The organism is Pseudonocardia pini (assembly GCF_013870575.1).
In the GTDB taxonomy this organism is placed as follows: domain Bacteria; phylum Actinomycetota; class Actinomycetes; order Mycobacteriales; family Pseudonocardiaceae; genus Pseudonocardia; species Pseudonocardia pini.
Genome location: NZ_JACBXB010000261.1, coordinates 1 through 6,887, shown reverse-complemented (window position 1 = coordinate 6,887; position 6,887 = coordinate 1). Strand labels below are relative to the sequence as shown.

Here is a 6,887-nt window from a genome sequence, read left to right as displayed (position 1 = left end):
TATGGCGACTATCGCCACTCACAGACACTCAGGAGAGGGCCGCGAGGTACGGGAGGAGGGCCCGGAACGCGAGACCCCGGTGGCTGGCGGCGTCCTTCTCCGCGGGGCTCAGCTCCGCGCTGGTCCGCTCCTCGCCCTCCGGGACGAAGATCGGGTCGTAGCCGAAGCCGTTCTCCCCGCGCGGCGCCCGCACGATCGTGCCGCGCCACTCCCCGTGCACCACCGTCTCCTCGCCGCCCGGCACCACGAGGGCCGCCGCGCAGACGAACGCACCGCCGCGGCGCTCGTCGGGGACGTCGCCCACCTGGCCGAGCAGGAGGTTCAGGTTGGCCAGGTCGTCGCCGTGCCGCCCGGACCACCGCGCGGACAGCACCCCGGGCATCCCGTTGAGGGCGTCGACGGTGAGCCCCGAGTCGTCCGCGACCGCGGGGAGCCCGGTCGCGGCCGCGGCCTCCCGCGCCTTGGCCAGGGCGTTCTCGGCGAAGGTCGCGCCGGTCTCCGGCGCCTCGGGGAACTCGGCGACGTCGGCCAGCCCGAGGACCTCCACCCCGGCGCCCTCGGCCAGCCGCCTCAGCTCGACGAGCTTGCCCGCGTTCCGCGTGGCGAGCAGCACCTTCACGACTCGAGCGCCTCGGCCTGCACGCGGGTGAGCTGCGCGATCCCGGCCAGGGCGGAGTCCAGCATGGCGTCGAGCGTGCCGCGCGTGTACGTGGCGCCCTCGCCGGTGCCCTGGACCTCGACGAGGGTGCCGGTGTTCGTCGCGACCACGTTCATGTCGACCTCGGCGCGGGAGTCCTCCTCGTACGGCAGGTCCAGCCGCACGCGCCCGTCCACCACCCCGACGCTGACCGCCGCGATCTGGCAGGACAACGGCTTCGGGTCGGCCAGCCTGTTGCGCCCACCGAGCCACGTGACGGCGTCGGCCAGGGCCACGTAGGCGCCGGTGATCGCGGCGGTCCGCGTGCCGCCGTCCGCCTGCAGGACGTCGCAGTCCAGCGCGATCGTGTTCTCGCCCAACGCCTTCAGGTCGATGCAGGCACGCAGCGACCGGCCGATCAGCCTGCTGATCTCGTGCGTGCGGCCGCCGACGCGGCCCTTGACCGACTCACGGTCGGAACGGGTGTTGGTGGCCGACGGCAGCATCGCGTACTCCGCGGTCAGCCAGCCCAGCCCCGAGCCCTTGCGCCACCGCGGCACGCCCTCGGTCACGCTCGCGGCGCACAGCACCTTCGTGTCCCCGAACTCGACGAGCACGGAGCCCGCCGGGTGCTTCTGGAACCCGCGGGTGATGCGCACCGGGCGCAGCTCGTCGTCGGTCCTGCCGTCTGCTCGTGTCACGCGAACATGCTACGCAGCAGCGATTCGCGCTCCGCAGGCTCCGCGCCGGCTCACACCTCGTACTCCCCGTCCGGCCGGACCAGCTCGACCGGGCCGTCGAACACGGTCTTCGCCTCGGCGAGCATCGCGTCCGCGTCCGTCCACGCGGGGACGTGCGTGAGCAGCAGCCTGCCGACCCCCGCGGCCGCGGCGTGCTCCCCGGCCTGCCTGCCGGACAGGTGGACCCCGGTGGGCATCGAGTCGGTGTGCGGCCAGGAGGCCTCGCAGAGCAGCACGTCCGCGCCCGCGGCCAGCTCGACGAGCCCCCGGCAGGGCCCCGTGTCGCCGGAGTAGACGAGGCTCCGTCCCCCGTGCTCGACGCGCAGGGCGTACGCCTCGCAGGGATGGTCGACGGCCGCGGTGCGCACCACCACGTCCCCGAGCGGGGTCTGCGGGACGTGCGTGCGGAAGTCGAAGACGCGCGCGAGCTCGGTCGTGCTCCGCTGCGCGACGCTCGGGGCGTACGCGGCGGCGAACCGCTCGGCGGCGTCGGCAGGCGCGAGGACCGGGAGCGGCTCGACGGCCGCGGGCGGCTCCGGGTGGTAGAGGCGCCACACCGCGAGGGCGGAGAAGTCCGCGCAGTGGTCCGGGTGCAGGTGGCTGAAGGCCACGGCCGCCAGCGACCAGGGGTCGGCGGCCCGCTGCAGCGCGCCGAAGGTGCCGTTGCCGAGATCGAGCGCGATCATCGTCGGGCCCGCCTCCACGAGGTACCCCGAGGCGGGTGAGCCGGGGCCCGGGCCGCTGCCGGAACACCCGAGCACGACGAGCTTCATGGGCCCAGAGGCTAACGCGTGGCCGAGGTCCGCCGCAGCCACCAGAGTCCGACGAACGGCAGCACCAGCGGGATGAACCCGTAGCCGCGGCCGAAGAACGACCAGACCGTGTCGTCCGGGAAGTCCCCGGCGTCGACGACCGTCAGGGTGCCGACGACCAGCACGCCCACCAGCTCGAACGCCACGGCCGCCCAGGCCAGCCGCCGGTAGAAGGGCTTGCGGCCGGCGAGCCCGATCGTGGCCAGGATGTACACGACCCCCGCCAGCAGGGAGAGCAGGTACGCCACCGGCGCCTCGGAGAACCTCGCGACGATCTGCACGAGCGCCCGCGCCGTCGCGGACAGGGCGAAGATCGCGTAGACGGCCACGAGGACGCGCCCGGGACCACTCGACGTCGGACGAGGCTGTGGCTCAGACACCGGCCACCCACAGGTCGTGCAGCCGCCAGACGGCCACGCCGGTCCCGATCGCCCCGACCGCGATCACCGTGCCGCCCCACCTCGTGGGCTCGGCGGTGGCGAACTGCAGCGCGATCGGCATGACGCACACGCTGACCAGCAGGTAGATGAGGAACGTGGACTGCTCGGGCAGCGCCGCGCCGGTGAACACACGGACGGCGGCGATCGCCGCCTGGACGACCAGCACCGCCTCGAAGGCCCCGACGGCGAACCGGTGGGTCCGGTCCGGCGGCCGGTTCCGCAGCGTGGTGGCCAGCCCGTAGACCGCCACCGCCGCCGCGGCGACGTACGCCACGATCTCCAGCGCGCCGATCACGCTCCGACGCTACCGGAGCGCGTCTGCCGCCAGCTGCTCGACCCGCGCGATCTCGGGGCCGAGGAACCGGCGGCCGAGCCTGCGGAAGGGCTCCGGGTCGCCGGTCGCGAGGAACTCGTGCGGGGCGGGCGGCGGATCGGTCTCCAGGTCGCGGGCGAGGTCGCGCTGCAGCAGCGTCCGGAAGACGTCCTTGGCCGTCTCGTCCGCGCTGGACACCAGCGAGACGTCGGGGCCCAGCACGATCTGCAGCACGCCGGTGAGCAGCGGGTAGTGGGTGCACCCGAGCACGACGGTGTCCACCCCGGCCCGCTGCAGGGGCTCCAGGTAGCTCTGCGCGAGCCCGAGCACCTGCCTGCCGCTGGTCATCCCCCGCTCCACGAAGTCCACGAACCGGGGGCACGCCACCGCGGTGACCTCGACGTCCCGGGCGGCGGCGAAGGCGTCCGAGTAGGCGCCCGACCCGATCGTGGCCTGGGTGCCGATCACGCCGATCCGACCGTTGCGGGTGGCCGCCACGGCCCGTCGGACGGCGGGCAGGACCACCTCGACGACGGGGACCGGGTAGCGCTCCCGAGCGTCGGCCAGACAGGCCGCCGACGCCGTGTTGCACGCGATGACCAGCAGCTTCACCCCGCGCTCGACGAGATCGTCCCCGACCGCGAGGGCGTGCCTGCGGATGTCGGCGATCGGCAGCGGGCCGTAGGGGCCGTGCGCGGTGTCGCCGACGTAGACGATCCGCTCGGCGGGGAGCTGGTCGATCACGGCGCGCGCGACGGTCAGCCCGCCGACGCCGGAGTCGAAGATGCCGATGGGGGCGTCTCTCACAGGGCTCCTAGGCGGTGACGGTTCGTGCGCCCCGGTCGGCCCGCGCCACGATCCACGCGGCCAGGACCCCGAACAACGCACCGAACAGGTGCGCCTGCCACGAGACCCCGGGGGTGCCGGGGAGCACGCCGAACAGCATCCCACCCTCGAACAGGAGCAGGACGACGCCCAGGGCGATCTGCTTGCCCGAGCGGGCGAAGAAGCCGCGGACCAGCAGGAAGAGCAGCCAGCCGAAGATCACGCCGGACATCCCGATGGTGGAGCTGAAGCTCGGAGCGGTCAGCCAGACCAGGATCCCGCTGCCGACCCAGATCAGCGCCGTGACCCCGACCCACTGCCGGAGCCCGCCCGCCATCGCGAGCCAGCCGAACACCACGAACGGGAGGGTGTTGGCCCACAGGTGCAGCCAGCCGCCGTGCAGCAGCGGGGCCCAGAGGATGCCCCACGCGCCGTCGAGGTTGCGGGCGATGATGCCGTCGTTGTCCAGCGTCTCGCCGGTGGCCTGGTCGACCGCCTCGAGCACGTAGAGCGCGGCGGTGAACACGACCATGATCAGGGCGGCGCGCAGCGGGTGCGGCGGGATGATCCGCGCGATGCTGCGGGTCGGCTTCGGCGAGGGGACCTGCGGCAGGGCCATGCCTCCGAATGTAGCGCCGAACGGCGTCACCCGGCCGTGAAGGCGCTGAGAACCGAAACCGTCGGACCCCCTTGGCAGGATGTCGGTGTCACGCTCCCCGTCGTCGCGGAGCAGTCCCGCCCCCGTTCCTGGAGCCGTCATGACCGCCCCCGCCCCGCACCCCGGCCGTTGGGCTGCGTTGTTCGTGATCGCGCTGGCCCAGCTCATGGTGGTGCTCGACGCCACGATCGTGAACATCGCGCTCCCCCAGGCCCAGGCGGACCTCGGGATCTCCGATGCGGACCGCCAGTGGGTCGTCACGGCGTACACGCTCGCGTTCGGCGGGCTGCTGCTGCTCGGGGGTCGGATCGCGGACTTCTGGGGGCGCAAGCGAACGTTCGTCGTGGGCGCGCTCGGGTTCGCGATCGCCTCCGCGCTGGGCGGCCTGGCCCAGAACGCGATCATGCTCTTCGCCGCGCGCGGGCTGCAGGGGGTCTTCGGGGCGCTGCTGGCGCCCGCGGGGTTGGCCCTGCTCACCGTGCTGTTCACCGAGGCGGGCGAGCGGGCGAAGGCGTTCAGCGTGTTCGGGGCGATCGCCGGTGGTGGGTCGGCCGTCGGGCTCGTGCTCGGCGGGGTGCTCACCGAGTACACGGACTGGCGGTGGTGCCTGCTGGTGAACATCCCGATCTCGGTGGTCGCGGTGGCGTTGGCGCTGGTGTTCGTGCCGGAGAGCCGGGCCTCCGGGGACACGCGGTACGACGTTCCGGGGGCGTTCGCGGTCACGGTCGGGCTGGTCGCCCTGGTCTACGGCTTCACCCGCGCGAGCGAGGACGGCTGGTCGTCGGCGTGGGCCCTGGGCAGCTTCGGGGTGGCGGTGGTGCTGCTGGTGGCGTTCGTGGTGATCGAGAAGCGCTCGGCGCACCCGCTGGTGCCGCTCGGGCTGCTCGTCCAACGGGACCGCGGCGGCGCCTACCTCTTCTCGACGCTCGTGGGCGCCGGTCTGCTCGGCGCGTTCCTGTTCCTCACGTTCTACTTCCAGCTCGTGCTGGGCTACACGCCGCTCGAGGCGGGTCTGGCGTCCCTGCCGGTCACCGGCGGGGTGCTGGTCGCGGCCGCGATCGCCTCGCAGTTGATGCCCCGTATCGGGCCGAAGCCGCTGATGGTCACGGGTGGGCTGGTCGCGGCGGCAGGCATGGTGCTGCTCACCCGCATCACGGTCGACAGCTCGTTCCTCACGCTCCTGCTCCCGGCCCAGCTCGTTCTCGGCCTGGGCCTCGGCCTGTCCTTCGTCCCGCTGGCGAGCCTCGCGCTGGTCGGGGTAGGCAACCAGGACGCGGGCGCGGCGTCCGCGGTGCTGAACGCCACCCAGCAGGTCGGCGCCTCGCTCGGCACCGCGCTGCTGAACACGATCGCCACCACGGCGGCCGCGAGCTGGGTCGCCGAGCACCCGATCACCGACCCGGCCCAGATGCTCGAGGCCGCCGTGCACAGCTACGTCGTCGCGTTCGCGTGGGCCGCCGCACTGCTGACCATCGGCGTGGCCCTCGTCCTCGTGCTGGTCCGGGCCGGGAAACAGGACATCGCCGCCACCCCCGCCGCAGTGCACGTGGGCTGAGCCGGCCGCGGGGCTTCTCGCCCCGCGGCGCCACGCTGCGGTGCGCGCTCCAGGAGGCCCCGCCCGGCGAGATCGTCGAGATCGCGGCGGATCGTGGTCCGTCCGCCGGTGTGAGCAGTGCGCGGCGGTACGAAAGCGCGGCTCGCGCGCGGAGCGGGTCGAGCACGTGCCGTGCCGACTCCTGCGGGAGCCGAAACGGGCGGCCTTGATCACCGGTTCGGCGCCGACCGCCGCGGTGAGCGCGGCTCTGCGCGCCGAAGCGGTGATCAACGCCTGGTCGGGGCCCGCCGGTCTCGGAAACGGACGGACCGCAGGACCGCGGTCGACGAAGCCAGGGCCTGCCACCAGGGTTCCCTCGCGCCGGGTCCATGATCACCGTTCCGGCTCGCATCACCGCGATGAGCGCGGCTCCGCGTGCCCATCTGGCGATCACCGACGCGCGGCGGGTGCAGGAATCGGGGCACACCGCGGTGGAGCTCGACGCTCGGTGCAGCCACCGAGCCCACCGCGGCTCACGCAACGCGGCTCGCGCACCGGCGATCGACACTGGGCGGGACGCCGACGCTCCGGCGCGCCTTGGGGTACGCCGGGCCGGTGATCACCGAACCGGCACAGCCGGCCGCGGTGGGCGCGGCTCCACGCGCCCAACCGACGATCACTGGCTCGGTGTCGCCGACGGCCGCAACCAGCGGTGCTTCTGTGGCAAGCCGGATCGGTGATCAGCGAACCGGCGCACCCAGCCGCGGTAAGCGCGGCTCCACGCGCCCAACCCACGATCACTGGCTCTCGGCTTCGCTCGAAGAAGTGATCAACGGCGCGCCGCCGGCAGGCCGGGCGTTGATCACCGAACCGGCGCACCCAGCCGCGGTAAGTGCGGCTCCACGCGCCCAACCCACGATCACTGGCT

General features: G+C 73.5%; 9 protein-coding genes. 2 read left to right on the top strand and 7 right to left on the bottom strand.

The window, feature by feature from the left end; genetic code table 11:
• Window positions 1–28 precede the first annotated feature (28 nt).
• From rdgB to H5J29_RS16105, 7 genes are read right to left on the bottom strand one after another with little or no spacing between them, the layout of a single operon-like run.
• Complete coding sequence (gene rdgB / locus H5J29_RS16135; protein ID WP_181781784.1) at window positions 29–619, bottom strand: RdgB/HAM1 family non-canonical purine NTP pyrophosphatase; 591 nt, start codon at window positions 617–619, stop codon at window positions 29–31.
• Window positions 616–1,338 (bottom strand): ribonuclease PH, encoded by a 723-nt coding sequence (rph, locus tag H5J29_RS16130; protein ID WP_181781783.1) that lies wholly within the window; start codon window positions 1,336–1,338, stop codon window positions 616–618. The genes rdgB and rph overlap by 4 nt, the downstream gene beginning before the upstream one ends.
• A gap of 50 nt (window positions 1,339–1,388) precedes the next feature.
• Entirely contained in the window at window positions 1,389–2,150 is a 762-nt protein-coding gene (locus H5J29_RS16125; protein WP_181781782.1) for an MBL fold metallo-hydrolase, read from the bottom strand.
• Window positions 2,151–2,161: 11 nt separating this feature from the next.
• The gene (locus tag H5J29_RS16120; protein ID WP_312858261.1) at window positions 2,162–2,518 is read right to left on the bottom strand and encodes a hypothetical protein; all 357 of its coding nucleotides are present in this window, start codon (window positions 2,516–2,518) and stop codon (window positions 2,162–2,164) included.
• 43 nt (window positions 2,519–2,561) lie between these two features.
• Window positions 2,562–2,924 (bottom strand): hypothetical protein, encoded by a 363-nt coding sequence (locus H5J29_RS16115; RefSeq protein ID WP_181781780.1) that lies wholly within the window; start codon window positions 2,922–2,924, stop codon window positions 2,562–2,564.
• A 9-nt stretch (window positions 2,925–2,933) separates the two neighbouring features.
• A complete protein-coding gene (murI, locus tag H5J29_RS16110) occupies window positions 2,934–3,749 on the bottom strand; it encodes a glutamate racemase (protein ID WP_181781779.1) in 816 nt (271 codons plus the stop codon).
• Window positions 3,750–3,756: 7 nt separating this feature from the next.
• Window positions 3,757–4,386: a rhomboid family intramembrane serine protease gene (locus H5J29_RS16105; RefSeq protein ID WP_181781778.1), complete on the bottom strand. Its 630-nt coding sequence runs from the start codon at window positions 4,384–4,386 to the stop codon at window positions 3,757–3,759.
• A gap of 139 nt (window positions 4,387–4,525) precedes the next feature.
• Here H5J29_RS16105 and H5J29_RS16100 point away from each other — a divergent pair, with 139 nt between their 5' ends.
• Both H5J29_RS16100 and H5J29_RS34370 read left to right on the top strand, forming a co-directional pair.
• Window positions 4,526–5,980 carry an MFS transporter gene (locus tag H5J29_RS16100; RefSeq protein ID WP_220187487.1) on the top strand — a complete coding sequence of 485 codons (1,455 nt, stop codon included), beginning with the start codon at window positions 4,526–4,528 and terminating at the stop codon, window positions 5,978–5,980.
• A gap of 594 nt (window positions 5,981–6,574) precedes the next feature.
• Window positions 6,575–6,887, top strand: a 313-nt coding sequence (locus H5J29_RS34370) for a hypothetical protein (RefSeq protein ID WP_220187486.1), incomplete at its 3' end; no start/stop codon positions are given.